Raw genomic sequence first — 15,913 nt, 5'->3', positions numbered from 1 at the left:
CCGATGATCAAAGCAAAAACAGGCAAGCCCGCAGAAGGCTCGCGCAGCCGCTCGCAGATCATCGTGCTGTTCATCGCACTGATCGTGTTCATCATGCTGCTGTTCGCCAACTTCGCTTACCTCAACACCCAGGCCAACTACGACAAGCAGTACATCGGCCACGCCGGCGAGCTGCGGGTGCTGTCGCAGCGGATCGCCAAGAACGCCACCGAAGCCGCCGCCGGCAAGGCTGCCGCGTTCAAACTGTTGAGCGATGCGCGCAACGATTTTGCCCAGCGCTGGGGGTACCTGAAGAAAGGCGACCCGGCCACCGGCCTTCCGCCGGCGCCGTCCACCGTGCGCCCGGAAATGCGCGCCGTGCAGCTGGACTGGGAACGCCTGCTGAAAAACACCGACGCGATTCTCTCCAGCGAACAGACCGTGCTGTCCCTGCATCAGGTGGCTGCGACCCTGGCCGAAACCGTGCCGCAGTTGCAGATTGAATACGAAAAAGTCGTGGAGATTCTCCTGCAACGCGGTGCGCCGGCGGCGCAGGTGGCGATGGCCCAGCGTCAGTCGCTGCTGGCCGAGCGGATTCTCGGCGCGGTGAACACCGTGCTGTCGGGCGATGAAAACTCCCAGCAGGCCGCCGACGCCTTCGGTCGCGATGCCGCACGCTTCGGTCAGGTGCTTAACGGCATGCTGCAGGGCAACCCGGCGCTGAAGATCAGCCAGGTCGAAGACCGCGACGCCCGCGCTCGCTTGAGCGAGATTTCCGAACTGTTCCAGTTTGTCTCCGGTTCGGTAGATGAAATCCTCGAAACCTCGCCGGAGCTGTTCAAGGTCCGTGAGTCGGCCACCAATATCTTCAGCCTGTCGCAGACCCTGCTCGACGAAGCCTCGCACCTGGCCAGCCGTTTCGAAAACCTCGCCGGCGGGCGCAATACCGACACCATCGGCGGTTATGTGCTGGGCCTGCTGGCGCTGGCCTCGATCATCCTGATCGGCATGGTCATGGTCCGGGAAACCAACCGTCAGTTGCGCGAAACCGCCGAGAAAAACGAGCGCAACCAGAATGCGATCATGCGCCTGCTCGACGAGATCGAAGATCTCGCTGACGGCGACCTGACCGTAACCGCCTCGGTGACCGAAGACTTCACCGGGACCATCGCCGATTCGATCAACTATTCCGTCGACCAGCTGCGCGATCTGGTCGCCACCATCAACCTCACCGCCGGCCAGGTCGCCGCTGCGGTGCAGGAAACCCAGGCTACCGCCATGCACCTGGCCCAAGCCTCGGAGCATCAGGCCCAGCAGATTTCCGAAGCCTCGACCGCGATCAGCGACATGGCCCAGTCCATCGATCAGGTGTCGGCCAACGCCGCTGAATCCTCGGCGGTTGCCGAGCGGTCGGTGGAGATCGCCAACAAGGGCAACGAGGTGGTGCACAACACCATCCACGGCATGGACAACATTCGCGAACAGATCCAGGACACCGCCAAGCGCATCAAGCGTCTGGGCGAGTCTTCCCAGGAAATCGGCGACATCGTCAGCCTGATCGATGACATTGCCGACCAGACCAACATTCTTGCCCTCAACGCGGCAATTCAGGCCTCGATGGCCGGTGACGCCGGGCGCGGTTTTGCGGTGGTGGCCGATGAAGTGCAGCGGCTGGCCGAGCGTTCGTCCGCCGCGACCCGGCAGATCGAAACGCTGGTGCGGGCGATCCAGACCGACACCAACGAAGCCGTGATTTCCATGGAGCAGACCACCACCGAAGTGGTGCGCGGCGCGCGGCTGGCGCAGGATGCCGGTGTGGCCCTGGAAGAAATCGAAGGCGTGTCCAAGACCCTTGCGGCGCTGATCCAGAGCATTTCCAACGCGGCGCAGCAGCAGACGTCTTCGGCCGGGCAGATTTCCCTGACGATGAACGTGATCCAGCAGATCACCTCGCAGACCTCGTCCGGCTCCACGGCCACCGCCGAGAGCATCGGCAACCTGGCGAAAATGGCCAGCCAGTTGCGTCGCTCGGTGTCCGGGTTCACCTTGCCGGCGGCGCCTGCGCCCGTCGCGGACAAGGCGTGAGGCCTGCGGGCGAGTCTATGTCGAGCGGAGTGGTTATGGGTGACCGGCACGACTACGTGGCCCTCGAATGGGTCAAGGGTGAAATAGCCGAGACGCTGAGGCAGGCGCATCAGGCCATCGAAGCCGTGCTCGACGATCCGCAGTCGGTGCCGGGGCTGGACGAATGCCTGGCCTGCATCCATCAGGTGCACGGCAGCCTGCAAATGGTCGAGTTCTACGGCGCGGCCTTGCTCGCCGAAGAAATGGAACACCTGGTTGAAGCGTTGCAGAACGACCGCGTCAGCCACCGTGACGAAGCGCTGCACTTGCTGTTGCAGGCGCTGGGTCAATTGCCGATCTACCTCGACCGCGTGCAGGGCGCCCGCCGCGACCTGCCGCTGGTGGTGCTGCCGCTGATCAACGACTTGCGCAGCGCCCGGGGCGAAAGCCTGCTGTCGGAAACCAGTCTGTTCAGCCCGCAGTTGCCGGAACTCGCGCCTTTGGGCGGGGAAACCCTGGCACTGTTGGAGCCGGCAGAGCTGCCGAATGTGCTGCGCAAATTGCGCCAGATGCTGCAAATGGCGCTGGTCGGATTGCTCCGCGAGCAGGACGACCAGACGCACCTCGCTTATCTGGCCAAAGTCTTTACCCGGCTTGAAGCACTCAGCGGTAACTCGCCACTGAGCCCGTTGTGGCAAGTCGCCTCGGCGCTGGTCGAGGGCATGCGCGAAGGGCGGATCGCCAACAGCCCGGCCCTGCGCAGCCTGTTCAAGGACGCCGACAAGGAACTCAAGCGCCTGCTCGAACAGGGCATGCCCGGCCTCAATCAGCCGCCACCGCCTGAACTGCTGAAAAGCCTGCTGTTTTATATCGCCAAAGCCGAACATCCCACCGGGCAGATGCTGACCATGAAAGATCGCTACTCCCTGGACGACGCGCTGCCCGACAGCGCGATGGTCGACGAAGAACGCGCGCGCCTGGCCGGCCCCGATCGCGATGCCATGCGCTCAGTGCTCGCGGCGCTGTGCGAAGAACTGGTGCGGGTCAAGGAACGCCTCGACCTGTTCGTGCGCAGCGATCGCCAGCACGCCTCGGATCTGGACAGCCTGCTGGCGCCGCTGCGGCAGATCGCCGACACCCTGGCGGTGCTCGGTTTCGGCCAGCCGCGCAAGGTCATCATCGATCAACTGGCGGTGGTGCTCAGTCTCGCGCAGGGTCAACGCGAACCGAACGACGCCACGCTGATGGACGTCGCCGGCGCCTTGCTCTACGTCGAAGCAACGCTGGCCGGGATGGTCGGCACAGTCGAGCCGGAGAGCCCGGAAGACTCGCGCCTGCCGACCACCGACCTGACGCAGATCCATCAGATCGTGATCAAGGAAGCGCGCATCTGCCTGCAACAGGCCAAGGACATGATCGTCGACTACATCGACGCCGACTGGGATCGCCAGCAACTGCAAAGCCTGCCGGCGCTGCTGACCCAGGTGCGCGGCGCACTGGCGATGATTCCGCTGGCGCGTGCGGCAAGCCTGCTCGAAGCCTGCAACGGATTTATCCGCGAACATCTGTTGCTCGATCCTCACGAGCCGGGCTGGCAGCAACTCGACAGCCTCGCCGACGCCATCACCAGCCTCGAGTATTACCTCGAACGCCTGACCGACGACCCGCAGGCACCGAGCGAGCATTTGCTGGATATCGCGCAGAAAAGCCTCGCCAGTCTCGGTTTCTTTCCTGACGAACAGCCCGGCGAGCCGCATGTGCCGGTGCTCGATGATGTTCTCAGCCCCAGCGAAGCGCTGGTGATGCAGGATTTGCAGGAGCTGGACGACCCGCAGATCGTGCAGTCGTTGGCCGAAGTGCTGGCCAGTCCGGTGTCGGCGGTCAACCCGCCGGCACTGACCACGCCGGGCAGCCTGCTGCCGCCACCGGCCGATGAAGAACCGGTGGACGACGAGCTGCGCGAAGTGTTCCTCGAAGAGACCGGGGAAGTGCTCGAAGTACTGAGCGAATACCTGCCGCGCTGGTCTGCCGCGCCCGATGACCGCGCCGCCTTGAGTGAACTGCGCCGCGCCTTCCACACCCTCAAGGGCAGTGGCCGGATGGTGCGCGCGCTGGTCCTCGGCGAGCTGGCCTGGGCGGTGGAAAACCTGCTCAACCGCGTTCTGGAACACAGCGTCGAACCCGGCCCGGCGGTGCGCCAGTTGCTGGCCGACACACTGCTGCTGTTGCCGGATCTGATCGGCGAATTCGCCACCAACGGCCAGCGCCAACGCCACGATGTCGATCAGTTGGCGGCTCGCGCCCATGCGCTGGCCAAGGGCGACACGCCGCTGCCGGCCGAAGACGTGGAAGACGTCGCGGCTCTCGATCCGCTGTTGCTGGAGATTTTCCGCAACGAAGCCGAGACCCACCTCGCCAGCCTCAACCGTTTTCTCGATCAGGCCGCCGAGCATGTGCCATTGCAGGCCAGCGACGAGTTGCAGCGCGCGCTGCACACCCTCAAGGGCAGCGCCTCGATGGCGGGGGTTTCGCCGATTGCCGAACTGGCGGCGCCGCTCGACAAACTGGCCCGGGAGTTCAAGGCCCATCAACTGGCGCTGGACCTCGACGAAGTGGAACTGCTGCTGGAGGCCGAGGGCCTGTTCCGCGTCGGTCTGCGTCAGCTCAAACACGATCCGCTGGCGCCGATTGTCGGCGCGCAGTCGCTGATCAAACGTACCGAAACCCTGCTCGGCGAACGCCTGGAATCGATCCTCAATGCCCCGAGCAGTGCGGTGCGGGTCAAGCGCGATCCGCAACTGATCAACAACTTCCTGGCCCAGGGCATGGACATCCTGCTCGACGCCGAAAACCTCCTGCAGCGCTGGCAGCAGCACCCCGGTGAACGTCAGGAACTCAGCGCGCTGCTGGATGAACTGACCACGCTGGGCGAAGGCGCACACCTGGCGGATCTGCTGCCGGTGGATGTGCTGTGCGAAGCCTTGCTCGACCTGTACGGCGCGGTTGAAGAAAGCAGCCTGGCGGTCAGCGAGCGGTTTTTCCATGAGGCGCAGCAGGCCCACGAAGCGCTGATCAACATGCTCGACGAACTGGCCGCCGGCCAGGAAATCACCCCGCAACCGCAACGCATCCGCGCCTTGCACGAACTGCTCGACGAGAGCCTCGATCCGTCGGCCATGGGCCTGATCCGCAGCGACGGCAGCCGCACCCTGAGCATCCGCGAACTGGGCAGCGCCACCGCCGAACTGCAACAACACAGCGTCGACAGCGGGCCGGACGATGAGATCGTCGAGATCTTCCTCGAAGAGGCGGTGGACATTCTCGACAGCGCCGGCCAAGCCTTGCAGCGCTGGCTGAAGGATCCGGAAAACGGCGCACCGCTGTCGTCGCTGCAACGGGATTTGCACACGCTCAAGGGCGGTGCGCGAATGGCCGAAGTGGCGGCGGTCGGCGATCTGGCCCATGAGTTGGAAGGCCTTTACGAAGGGCTGGTGGATCGTCGTTACAGCCACAGCGAAGCCCTCGACCGATTGCTGCGTCAAAGCCACGAGCGTCTGGCACAGTTTCTCGAACAGTTGCACCGGCACCAGCCGCTGGATCCGGCGCAGGATCTGATCGAGGCGATCCGCCGTTTCCGTCAGGGCTCGGCCGCCAACCCTGAAACGCCACCAACCAGCGTCACGCAGGACGGCCCCGGACACGATCCGGAGCTGCTGGAAATCTTCCTCGAAGAAGGTTTCGACATCATTGAAAACTCCGGCGCCGCGCTGCTGCGCTGGCAGGCCGAGCCCGGCAATCGCCAGGAAGTGGAAACCCTGCTGCGCGACCTGCACACCCTCAAGGGCGGCGCGCGGATGGTGGAAATTGGCCCGATCGGCGACCTCGCCCACGAGCTGGAATACCTTTACGAAAGCCTGTCTGCCTGCACCCTGCAAGGCAGCGCCGAACTGTTCGCGCTGTTGCAGCGCGGCCAGGACCGCTTGGCGCAGATGCTCGACGCGGTGCGCGCCGGTCAGCCGTGTCCGCCGGCGGACCGGCTGATCAGCGCGATCCAGAATTTCAGCCATCCGCTGGTCGTGCAGACCCCGGCGCCCGTGCCGTCGGTGGCGGTCAAGGTCGAGCCTGCTGCCCCGGCGCCCGAGGCCGGGGCGGACATGGTCAAGGTCTCCGCCGAGCTGCTGGATGAGCTGGTCAACCTCGCCGGCGAAACCTCGATTTTCCGTGGGCGCATCGAGCAGCAAGTCAGCGATGCGCAGACCGCCCTGCACGAGATGGAAACCACCATCGAGCGGATGCGCGACCAGTTGCGCCGGCTCGACACCGAAACCCAGGGGCGGATCCTCAGTCGTCAGCAAGTGGATGCCGAACGCCTCGGCTACGAAGATTTCGACCCGCTGGAAATGGACCGCCATTCGCAGTTGCAGCAGCTGTCACGGGCGCTGTTCGAGTCCGCTTCCGACTTGCTGGATCTGAAGGAAACCCTCGACCGGCGCACCCACGACGCCGAGAACCTGTTGCAGCAGCAGGGGCGAATCAACACCGAGTTGCAGGAAGGCCTGATGCGCACGCGCATGGTGCCGTTCGAACGCATGTTGCCGCGTTTGAAACGCATCGTCCGACAGGTCGCCGAAGAGTTGGGCAAGGACGTCGCGTTCAGCGTCGGCAACGCCGAAGGCGAGATGGACCGCAACGTCCTCGAACGCATGGCCGCACCGCTGGAGCACATGCTGCGCAATGCCGTCGACCATGGTCTGGAGTCCGCCGAAGTCCGGCTGGCGGCGGGCAAACCGGCACAAGGGCAGATCAGCCTCGACCTGTCCCGCGAGGGCGGCGACATCGTGTTCGACATCCGCGACGATGGCGCCGGCGTGCCGCTGGACGCGGTGCGGCGCAAGGCGATCAAGCGCGGTCTGCTGGCGCCGGATGCCGACATCAGCGACCGCGAAGTGTTGCAGTTCATCCTCCAGCCAGGTTTTTCCACCGCCGAGAAAATCACCCAGATTTCCGGGCGCGGCGTGGGCATGGACGTGGTGCACGAAGAAGTCCGGCAACTGGGCGGCACCATGAGCATCGATTCGGTGCCGGGGCAGGGCGTGCACTTCCGGATTCGCTTGCCGTTCACCGTGTCGGTCAACCGTGCGCTGATGGTGCAGTGCGGCGAGGATCAGTACGCGATTCCGTTGAACACCATCGACGGCATCGTCCGCGTGCTGCCGAATGAACTGGACGGGCATTTCCGTCTCGACCCGCCGACTTATCAGTATGGCGGCCAGTGTTATGAGCTGTGCTATCTGGGCGAGCTGCTGAAAGCCGTGCCACGGCCGAAACTGTCCGGCCAGAGCCTGCCGGTGCCGGTCTTGCTGGTGCAGTGCAACGACCGGCACATCGCGGTGCAGGTCGACACGGTGGCCGGCACCCGCGAGATTGTGGTCAAGAGCCTCGGCCCGCAGTTCGCCTCGGTGCAGGGCGTTTCCGGGGCGACGATTCTCGGCGATGGCCGGGTGGTGCTGATTCTCGACCTGCTGGCGCCGATCCGCGCGATGCAGGCGCGGTTGCCGCAGCGTCCGGCCGGCCATGAAATCGAGAGCGAACCGCACAAGCCGTTGCTGGTGATGGTGGTCGACGACTCGGTGACGGTGCGCAAGGTTACCAGCCGTCTGCTCGAACGCCACGGCATGAACGTGCTGACCGCCAAGGACGGGGTCGATGCCATGCTGCTGCTGGAAGAACACATGCCGGACCTGATGCTGCTCGACATCGAAATGCCGCGCATGGACGGCTTCGAAGTGGCGACCCAGGTACGCCACGACGAACGCTTGCAACACCTGCCGATCATCATGATCACCTCGCGCACCGGCCAGAAACACCGCGACCGCGCGATGGCCATCGGCGTCAACGACTACCTCGGCAAGCCGTACCAGGAATCGGTGCTGCTCGAAAGCATCGCCCTGTGGAGCAAAAAACATGCATGAACGCCGGCACAACCAGCGCACGAGCCAACTCACCGGGCTGCTGCTGCCGCTGGCGGATCGCAACCTGATCCTGCCCAACGTCGCCGTCGCCGAGCTGATCGACTACCAGTCGAGCGCCTTCGATCTCGACACGCCGCCGTGGTATCTCGGTCGGGTGACCTGGCGCGAACGGCAGATTCCGCTTCTGAGTTTCGAGTCGGCGTGCGGCAACAAGATCGTCATCGGCGAACGGGCACGGATCGTCATCCTCAACGCCCTCGGCGGGCGGCCGGAATTGAAGTTCATCGCACTGCTGGTTCAGGGGATTCCGCGCTCGTACAAGCTCGACAGCCAGTTGAGTTATGTCGACGTGCCGCTGTGTGCGCTGGAGCAGGCGGCGGTGCAGGTGGGGGAGCAGGTGGCGAAGGTGCCGGATTTGTTGGCGCTGGAAACATTGTTGGTGGATGCGGGGCTTGTCCACTGATCGTTACGCTCACCGTAACGGTTCGCCACTGCGCTTGATTGATGCCCCTCGATCACACTCCTAAGGTAGCTCCACGACAGCGAACCCCGTGGAGTGAGCATGACAACAACCATTTCCCCCGACTCGCGCTGGACGCGGCGGCGTGACGAGAAGCAGCGGCGCCTCGACAAGGTGCGCGGGCTGGCCGACGGTGCGGTGTTGCCCACCGACAAAATCGTCGCCGCGCTTGAGGCGCTGATCTTGCCCGGCGACCGTGTGGTGCTGGAGGGCAACAACCAGAAGCAGGCGGATTTCCTCTCGCGCGCTCTGGCCAAGGCCGATCCTGAAAAGCTCCACGACCTGCACATGATCATGCCCAGTGTCGGTCGCTCCGAGCATCTGGACCTGTTCGAACGCGGCATCGCCCGCAAGCTCGATTTCTCCTTCGCCGGCACCCAGAGCCTGCGCATCAGCCAGTTGCTAGAAGACGGTCTGCTGGAAGTCGGTGCGATCCACACCTACATCGAACTCTACGCCCGGCTGGTGGTGGACCTGATCCCCAACGTCGTGCTCTCGGCCGGGTTCATGGCCGACCGTGCCGGCAACATCTACACCGGCCCGAGCACCGAAGACACCCCGGCGCTGATCGAACCGGCCGCTTTCAGCGACGGCATCGTCATCGTCCAGGTCAACCAACTGGTGGACGACGTCAGCGAACTGCCTCGTGTGGACATCCCCGCATCGTGGGTGGATTTCGTGGTGGTCGCGGACAAGCCGTTCTACATCGAACCGCTGTTCACCCGCGACCCCCGCCACATCAAGCCTGTGCACGTGCTGATGGCGATGATGGCGATCCGCGGGATCTACGAAAAACACAACGTGCAGTCGCTGAACCACGGCATCGGTTTCAACACCGCGGCCATCGAACTGATCCTGCCGACCTACGGCGAATCCCTCGGCCTCAAGGGCAAGATCTGCCGCAACTGGACGCTCAACCCGCACCCGACGCTGATCCCGGCGATTGAAAGCGGCTGGGTCGAAAGCGTGCATTGCTTCGGCACCGAACTGGGCATGGAAAACTACATCGCCGCCCGTCCCGACGTGTTCTTCACCGGGCGCGACGGCTCGCTGCGTTCCAACCGGATGTTCTGCCAACTGGCCGGGCAGTACGCGGTGGACCTGTTCATCGGCGCGACCCTGCAGGTCGATGGCGACGGCCATTCTTCAACCGTGACTCGTGGCCGTCTCGCCGGTTTCGGTGGCGCACCGAACATGGGTCACGACCCGCGCGGCCGTCGTCACGGCACCCCGGCGTGGCTTGATATGCGCCACGATGATTCGCAGCAACCGATGCTTGAACGCGGCAAGAAACTCGTGGTGCAGATGGTCGAGACGTTCCAGGAGGGCGGCAAACCGACCTTCGTCGAAACCCTCGACGCGGTAGAGGTGGCGAAGAAAAGCGGGATGCCGCTGGCGCCGATCATGATCTACGGCGACGACGTCACTCACCTGCTCACCGAAGAAGGCATCGCCTACCTGTACAAGGCGCGCTCGCTGGAAGAGCGTCAGGCGATGATCGCTGCGGTGGCCGGCGTCACCGCCATCGGCCTGCGCCATAACCCGAAAGACACCGAACGCATGCGCCGCGAAGGCCTGATTGCCTTGCCCGAAGACCTCGGCATCCGTCGCACCGACGCCACACGCGAACTGCTCGCGGCGAAGAGCGTGGCCGATCTGGTCGAGTGGTCCGGCGGCCTCTACAACCCGCCCGCCAAGTTCAGGAGCTGGTAATGCACGCACTCAACCTGCAACCGAAAACCATCACCCTCGCGGACCGGCTGGCGGATCTGGCCGTGGATGCGCTGATCGACGAAGCCGACCTGTCGCCGAAACCGGCTCTGGTCGACCGCCGCGGCAACGGTGCGCACACCGATCTGCACCTGGGATTGATGCATGCCTCGGCGCTGGCGTTGTGGCCGGCGTTCAAGGAAATGGCCGAGGCCACTCTCGAGTTCGGCGCGATCGGCTTGCCGCTGCGCGAAGCGATCGGCCGTATCGGACGGGAAGGCGAGCAAGCGATGCTCGCTACCACTAACGGCGTGAATACCCATCGCGGGGCGATCTGGGCGTTGGGCCTGCTGGTCACGGCTGCTGCGCTGGATACCAAGTCCACCAGCGCCAGCGCCGTCACTCTGCGCGCTGCGCGTCTGGCGTTGCTCGATGACCGTTATGCGCCGCGTCCGCTGAGTCATGGCGCGCAAGTCGCCCAGCGCTACGGCGCTCGCGGTGCCCGGGAAGAAGCGCAACTCGGTTTCCCGTCGGTGGTGCAACGCGGCCTGCCGCAGCTCAAACGCAGCCGCGCCGCCGGCCATGGCGAACAGAACGCCCGGCTCGATGGCTTGCTCGCAATCATGACCGACCTCGCCGACACCTGCGTGCTGTACCGCGCCGGCGAACAGGGCCTGCACGCCATGCAACACGGCGCCCAGGCAGTGCTCGACGCCGGTGGCAGCGCCAGCCTCACCGGTCGCCGCCGCCTGCACGAACTGGATCAACAACTCATCGCATTGAATGCCTCGCCCGGTGGCGCCGCCGACTTGCTCGCCGCCACTCTGCTGCTTGATCGAATCGAGCGCGACGGCATCCTTCAGGGAGCGTTTTGATGGAAACCTTATCCTTTGAATTCCCCGCCGGGCAGCCGCCGCGCGGTCGGGCGCTGGTCGGTTGTGTCGGTTCGGGCGATCTGGAAGTGCTGATCGAACCGGGCCTGGCCGGCAAACTGACAATCAATGTGCAAACCTCGGTCAACGGCGCCGAGCAGCGCTGGCAGCATCTGTTCGCGCGGATGTTCGACGGCACCACGCCACCGGCGATGGCCATCGATATTCACGACTTCGGCGCGACCCCGGGCGTGGTGCGCCTGCGTCTGGAGCAAGGCTTCGAGGAGATCAGCCATGACTGATACCTCAGCGCTTCTGCACAAACATTCGTTCGTCGAACTCGGCGCCCGGCAGCGGGCGAAAGCCTTGCTCGACGCCGGCACCTTCCGCGAATTGCTCGACCCGTTTCAACGCGTCATGTCGCCATGGCTCGAACGTCAGGGCGTGGTGCCGCAGGCCGATGACGGCGTGGTGATCGCCAAGGGCAGCCTCGAGGGTTCGCCGGTGGTGATCGCCGCCATCGAAGGCGCGTTTCAAGGCGGCAGCCTCGGTGAAGTCGGCGGCGCGAAAATCGCCGGCGCGCTGGAACTGGCCGCCGAGGACAACCGCAAAGGCATTCCGACCCGCGCCATCCTGCTGCTGGAAACCGGCGGCGTGCGCTTGCAGGAAGCCAACCTCGGGCTGGCGGCGATTGCTGACATCCACGCGGCGATTGTCGATTTGCAGCAGTACCAGCCGGTGGTCGGCGTGGTCGCCGGCAGCGTCGGCTGCTTTGGCGGGATGTCGATTGCCGCCGCGCTGTGCAGCTATTTGCTGGTGACCCAGGAGGCGCGCCTCGGCCTGAACGGCCCGCAGGTGATCGAGCAGGAAGCCGGGATCGAGGAATACGACTCCCGCGACCGGCCCTTCATCTGGAGCCTGACCGGCGGCGAGCAACGGTTTGCCAGTGGTCTGGTGGACCGTTACGTCGCCGATGACGTGGCGCAGATTCGCCAACAGGTCGGCGAATTGTTGCAACAAGGCTTGCCAGCGCAACCGCGCAGTCAACGAGCCGAGTGGTTCCTGCAACGCCTGACGAGCCTGGACACTGACAAGCAAATCGAGCCTTCGGTGGTTCGCGATCTGTATCAAGGAGAGCGCTCATGAGTGGTTATTCCGTGCGCGGTTTGAACTGGTTCAACGCCTTGAGCGCTGGGGCGAATGCGGTTGAAGGTTTGCCGCCCTCGCTGAAGGTCGCTGACGGGCCACTTGGGCGCTTTATCGCGGTGGTCGCCGATCCGCAAAACCGTTTTCCTCGCGCTCGCAACGGCGAAGTCGGATTGCTCGAAGGCTGGGGTCTGGCCAAGGCGGTGGATGATGCGATAACCGCCGACCAAGACAAAACGCAAAAACGCCCATTGATTGCCATCGTCGATGTGCCGAGCCAGGCCTACGGTCGCCGCGAAGAAGCCCTCGGCATTCATCAGGCCCTGGCCGGTGCGGCAGATGCTTACGCCCGCGCCCGTCTGGCCGGGCATCCGGTGATCGCGCTGCTGGTGGGCAAGGCCATGTCTGGGGCGTTTCTGGCCCACGGTTATCAGGCCAACCGTCTGATCGCCCTGCGTGATCCGGGGGTGATGGTGCATGCGATGGGCAAGGCTTCGGCGGCGCGGGTGACCTTGCGCAGCGTCGAAGAACTGGAAGCCCTGGCGTCCAGCGTGCCGCCGATGGCGTATGACATCGACAGCTATGCCAGCCTCGGGTTGCTCTGGGAAACCCTGTCGGTGCAGCAGATCGAGCAGCCGACGGCGGAGGATCTGGCGCGAGTAAGCGAATGCCTGAAGCAAGCCATCGGCGATATTTCGTCGACTGATCTGAGCAATCGTCTCGGCGCGAAAAATCGTGAAGCGTCCAGCCGCGTACGGGAACTGCTGAGGGCGCAGTGGTGAACACGCCTCTGGCCCACGACCTGCTGTGGGGCATGACGCCGGCGCAGTTGCCGGCGGATGCGCCGCAGTGGGCGATTGATTCGCTGGCTGCCGGGCAACCGGTGGTGGTGCGGCGGGCGTTGAGTGAAGACGGGTTCGTGGCGGTGGGCGTGCGCGGTCGGTTGCGCGAGCAGCGCTTGGCGGCGTTCATGGCGATCGATTCGATTGCCTGTCGGGTCAGCCCGGAAGCGCTTTGTCAGGTCGAGAGCGAGCGTGATCTGCCGGTCATGCACGCGCTGCGGCAACTGCGGCCGGTACTCGATGATTGCGGCTGGATCTGGGGCGTCAGTGGCAGCGTCGGGTTTGAATTGGCCAGTGGATTTACGGCGATGCACCAAGCCAGCGATCTCGATTTGATCCTGCGTACACCGCAACTCATCACCCGTAATCAGGCACGCAAACTGGTGGCGGTTTTCGATCAGGCGATCTGCCGGGTCGATCTGCAATTGCAGACGCCGTTCGGTGCCGTCGCCCTGCGCGAATGGGCCGGAAATGCTCTGCGGGTGCTGCTGAAAAACGCCCATGAAGTCTGTCTGGTGTCTGATCCGTGGAACCCGCAGGAGCAGGCAGCGTGAGCAGTCTGCTGGTGTTTCCCGGTCAGGGCGCGCAGCAGCCCGGCATGCTCCAGCGTTTGCCTCGGGAAACGCTGATCGAGGCCAGCGATAGCCTCGGTGAAGATGTCTTGCGGCTGGATTCCAGCGAAGCGTTGCGCAGCACACGGGCGGTTCAGCTCTGCCTGCTGATCGCCGGAGTCGCAGCCTCGCGGCAATTGTTGCAGGACGGACTTGCCGCGGATTACGTCGCAGGTCTGTCCATCGGTGCCTACCCGGCAGCGGTGGTCGCCGGAGCGTTGAGTTTCAGCGATGCGTTGCATCTGGTCAGTCTGCGTGGCGAGTTGATGCAGCAGGCTTATCCACAGGGCTTCGGCATGACCGCGATCATCGGCCTGCAATTATCCACAGTCGAAACGCTGCTGGCGCAGGTACACAGCGCAGAAACACCGGTGTACCTGGCCAACATCAACGCCGATAACCAGGTGGTGATTGCCGGCAGCGCCCAGGCGATGCAAGCGGTCGCCGAGCTGGCGCGCAGTCGTGGCGCCGGGCTGGCAAAACGTCTGGCGGTCAGCGTGCCGTCGCACTGTCCGTTGCTGGACGAGCCTGCGCAAACGCTCGCCGAAGCGTTCGCCAGGGTAGAACTGAAAACACCGAAAATCGCTTACCTGAGCGGCAGCCGCGCAAGGCCTGTGACCCAGGTAGAAGCACTGCGCGACGACCTCGCCTTCAACATGTGCCGCGTGGTGGACTGGCGCGGCACCGTGCAAAGCGCTTACGAGCGCGGCGTTCGTCTACAGATCGAACTGCCGCCCGGTGCGGTGTTGACCGGGCTGGCGCGCCGGGTGTTCGAACAGGGCACCGTCACTGCCTTCGACAGTGCCCGGCTCGACACCTTGCAGGCGCTGTTGCGTGAAGAGGAGGGCCGACGACCCTAAATCACCGACTCAGGCTTCGAACAACAAAAACAACATTCGACGATGCACTTTGAGGACTACAACAATGATTATTTACGGTGTGGCGCTGCTGGCGATCTGTACGCTGTCAGGGGTGATCATGGGTGACCTGCTCGGCGTGCTGCTGGGGGTCAAATCCAACGTCGGCGGGGTCGGCATCGCCATGATCCTGTTGATCTGCGCGCGGTTGTGGATGCAGAAGCGCGGCGGCATGACCAAGGAGTGCGAGATGGGCGTCGGCTTCTGGGGCGCCATGTACATTCCCGTGGTGGTGGCGATGGCCGCGCAACAGAACGTCGTCACCGCCCTGCACGGCGGCCCGGTGGCGGTGCTGGCGGCGATCGGTTCGGTGGTGGTCTGTGGCTGCACGATTGCCCTGATCAGCCGCACCCACAAGGGCGAGCCTTTGCCCGACGAACCGGCGGAAATCTCCCCGGTCGGCACACCGGTAGGAGGTCGCTGATATGTGGGATCTCATTGAAAAAGGTCTGGAACACAACGGTCTGATCACCGCGTTCGCCTTCGTCGGCGTGATCATGTGGGTCTCGGTGATCCTCTCCAAACGCCTGACCTTCGGGCGGATTCACGGCTCGGCGATTGCCATCGTCATCGGCCTGGTGCTGGCCTGGGTCGGCGGCACGATGACGGGCGGGCAGAAGGGCCTGGCGGACCTGACGCTGTTCTCCGGCATCGGGCTGATGGGCGGCGCGATGCTGCGGGACTTTGCGATCGTTGCCACGGCGTTTGAGGTGCAGGCGACCGAGGCGAAGAAGGCCGGGATGATCGGCGTGATTGCGCTGCTGCTGGGCACGATCCTGCCGTTCATTGTCGGCGCGTGCATGGCCTACGCGTTCGGTTATCGCGATGCGGTGAGCATGACTACCATCGGCGCGGGTGCGGTGACTTACATTGTCGGGCCGGTGACGGGTGCGGCGATTGGCGCGACGTCGGATGTGATGGCGTTGTCGATTGCCACCGGGTTGATCAAGGCGATTCTGGTGATGGTCGGCACGCCGGTGGCGGCGCGTTGGATGGGCCTGGATAACCCGCGCTCGGCGATGGTGTTCGGCGGGCTGGCCGGTACGGTAAGTGGTGTGACGGCGGGGCTGGCGGCGACGGATCGGCGGTTGGTGCCTTATGGCGCTTTGACCGCGACCTTCCACACCGGGCTTGGGTGCTTGCTGGGTCCATCGCTGCTGTTCTTCATTGTTCGCGGAATCGTTGGCTAACAGATCGTTGATCGTTCCCACGCTCTGCGTGGGAATGCAGCCCGGGACGCTCTGCGTCCCAAAAGCGGACGCAGAGCGTCCATTGAGGCA

Annotated in this window: 12 protein-coding genes; all 12 read left to right on the top strand. The window is 64.4% G+C overall.

What is annotated here, in order from left to right:
* Positions 1–3: 3 nt before the first annotated feature.
* The 12 genes from LOY31_RS27275 to madM all read left to right on the top strand — a co-directional run bounded on the left by LOY31_RS27275 (position 4) and on the right by madM (position 15,823).
* The gene (locus LOY31_RS27275; protein WP_115079501.1) at positions 4–2,064 is read left to right on the top strand and encodes a methyl-accepting chemotaxis protein; all 2,061 of its coding nucleotides are present in this window, start codon (positions 4–6) and stop codon (positions 2,062–2,064) included.
* 35 nt (positions 2,065–2,099) lie between these two features.
* On the top strand, positions 2,100–8,015 hold the full coding sequence (locus tag LOY31_RS27270; protein ID WP_258712503.1) for an Hpt domain-containing protein: 5,916 nt from the start codon (positions 2,100–2,102) through the stop codon (positions 8,013–8,015).
* Positions 8,008–8,478 (top strand): chemotaxis protein CheW, encoded by a 471-nt coding sequence (locus LOY31_RS27265; RefSeq protein ID WP_127800388.1) that lies wholly within the window; start codon positions 8,008–8,010, stop codon positions 8,476–8,478. Before LOY31_RS27270 ends, LOY31_RS27265 begins: the two co-directional genes overlap by 8 nt.
* 99 nt (positions 8,479–8,577) lie before the next feature.
* On the top strand, positions 8,578–10,248 hold the full coding sequence (gene mdcA, locus LOY31_RS27260) for a malonate decarboxylase subunit alpha (RefSeq protein ID WP_127800384.1): 1,671 nt from the start codon (positions 8,578–8,580) through the stop codon (positions 10,246–10,248).
* Positions 10,248–11,120, top strand: a complete 873-nt coding sequence (locus LOY31_RS27255) for a triphosphoribosyl-dephospho-CoA synthase (RefSeq protein WP_258712500.1) — start codon at positions 10,248–10,250, stop codon at positions 11,118–11,120. Before mdcA ends, LOY31_RS27255 begins: the two co-directional genes overlap by 1 nt.
* A complete protein-coding gene (locus LOY31_RS27250) occupies positions 11,120–11,419 on the top strand; it encodes a malonate decarboxylase subunit delta (protein WP_258712499.1) in 300 nt (99 codons plus the stop codon). Before LOY31_RS27255 ends, LOY31_RS27250 begins: the two co-directional genes overlap by 1 nt.
* Positions 11,412–12,263, top strand: coding sequence for a biotin-independent malonate decarboxylase subunit beta (locus LOY31_RS27245; protein ID WP_258712498.1), 852 nt, complete (start codon positions 11,412–11,414; stop codon positions 12,261–12,263). Before LOY31_RS27250 ends, LOY31_RS27245 begins: the two co-directional genes overlap by 8 nt.
* Positions 12,260–13,045 carry a biotin-independent malonate decarboxylase subunit gamma gene (mdcE, locus tag LOY31_RS27240; RefSeq protein WP_258712497.1) on the top strand — a complete coding sequence of 262 codons (786 nt, stop codon included), beginning with the start codon at positions 12,260–12,262 and terminating at the stop codon, positions 13,043–13,045. Before LOY31_RS27245 ends, mdcE begins: the two co-directional genes overlap by 4 nt.
* Positions 13,039–13,659: a malonate decarboxylase holo-ACP synthase gene (locus tag LOY31_RS27235; RefSeq protein WP_085608870.1), complete on the top strand. Its 621-nt coding sequence runs from the start codon at positions 13,039–13,041 to the stop codon at positions 13,657–13,659. Before mdcE ends, LOY31_RS27235 begins: the two co-directional genes overlap by 7 nt.
* The gene (mdcH, locus tag LOY31_RS27230; protein WP_258712495.1) at positions 13,656–14,576 is read left to right on the top strand and encodes a malonate decarboxylase subunit epsilon; all 921 of its coding nucleotides are present in this window, start codon (positions 13,656–13,658) and stop codon (positions 14,574–14,576) included. Before LOY31_RS27235 ends, mdcH begins: the two co-directional genes overlap by 4 nt.
* Positions 14,577–14,640: 64 nt before the next feature.
* A complete protein-coding gene (madL, locus tag LOY31_RS27225) occupies positions 14,641–15,057 on the top strand; it encodes a malonate transporter subunit MadL (RefSeq protein WP_085608872.1) in 417 nt (138 codons plus the stop codon).
* Position 15,058: 1 nt separating this feature from the next.
* A complete protein-coding gene (gene madM / locus LOY31_RS27220; RefSeq protein WP_007953314.1) occupies positions 15,059–15,823 on the top strand; it encodes a malonate transporter subunit MadM in 765 nt (254 codons plus the stop codon).
* Positions 15,824–15,913 lie beyond the last annotated feature (90 nt).

This window comes from Pseudomonas sp. B21-021 (assembly GCF_024749205.1).
In the GTDB taxonomy this organism is placed as follows: Bacteria; Pseudomonadota; Gammaproteobacteria; order Pseudomonadales; family Pseudomonadaceae; genus Aquipseudomonas; species Aquipseudomonas paraglycinae.
This window is presented reverse-complemented; position numbering and strand designations above follow the sequence as displayed.

Coding starts and splice junctions, on each gene's coding strand:
- LOY31_RS27275 (WP_115079501.1), top strand. CDS start 4: ATGATCAAAGCAAAAACAGGCAAGCCCGCAGAAGGCTCGCGCAGCCGC.
- LOY31_RS27270 (WP_258712503.1), top strand. CDS start 2,100: ATGGGTGACCGGCACGACTACGTGGCCCTCGAATGGGTCAAGGGTGAA.
- LOY31_RS27265 (WP_127800388.1), top strand. CDS start 8,008: ATGCATGAACGCCGGCACAACCAGCGCACGAGCCAACTCACCGGGCTG.
- mdcA (WP_127800384.1), top strand. CDS start 8,578: ATGACAACAACCATTTCCCCCGACTCGCGCTGGACGCGGCGGCGTGAC.
- LOY31_RS27255 (WP_258712500.1), top strand. CDS start 10,248: ATGCACGCACTCAACCTGCAACCGAAAACCATCACCCTCGCGGACCGG.
- LOY31_RS27250 (WP_258712499.1), top strand. CDS start 11,120: ATGGAAACCTTATCCTTTGAATTCCCCGCCGGGCAGCCGCCGCGCGGT.
- LOY31_RS27245 (WP_258712498.1), top strand. CDS start 11,412: ATGACTGATACCTCAGCGCTTCTGCACAAACATTCGTTCGTCGAACTC.
- mdcE (WP_258712497.1), top strand. CDS start 12,260: ATGAGTGGTTATTCCGTGCGCGGTTTGAACTGGTTCAACGCCTTGAGC.
- madL (WP_085608872.1), top strand. CDS start 14,641: ATGATTATTTACGGTGTGGCGCTGCTGGCGATCTGTACGCTGTCAGGG.
- madM (WP_007953314.1), top strand. CDS start 15,059: ATGTGGGATCTCATTGAAAAAGGTCTGGAACACAACGGTCTGATCACC.